Raw genomic sequence first — 417 nt, forward strand, 5'->3', positions numbered from 1 at the left:
GGCTTCGGCGATCTGGGTGTTCAGCAGTTCGAGGTTGCGGGTGACCTCCGCCTGGGCCTGGGCGGGGATGGCCGGGAGCTTGCTCGCCACGTCGGGGCACGAGATCTGCCCGACTCCGGCGTTCCCGGTGTTCCCCTGGTTGCCGTTGTTGCCCTGGTTGCCGTTCTGGCCCGCGTTCCCCTTGCCGCCGTTGCCCTGGGCCGGCGCGGCCCCGCTGTTGCCCGCGCCCGAGCCGGCCTGACCGCCGACCGAGCACGTGGCCAGGCTGTCGAGGCCCTGTGGCTTCTCGGCCCGGCGGCCGATCGCGATGGCGATGCGGTCGATCGTGGACTTCCGCTTGTCCGCCAGCGGCCCGAGGATCGCGTTCTGGACGAAGTTCGGCCCGCCCTGGCCGACGGTCGTCTGCAGGCGGTTGTT

Annotated in this window: 1 pseudogene; it reads right to left on the reverse strand. The window is 71.9% G+C overall.

The window, feature by feature from the left end:
- Positions 1–417, reverse strand: a pseudogene (locus tag CF165_RS49790) (hypothetical protein); the annotation flags it as partial.

The sequence above is a fragment of the Amycolatopsis vastitatis genome (genome assembly GCF_002234595.1).
In the GTDB taxonomy this organism is placed as follows: domain Bacteria; phylum Actinomycetota; class Actinomycetes; order Mycobacteriales; family Pseudonocardiaceae; genus Amycolatopsis; species Amycolatopsis vastitatis.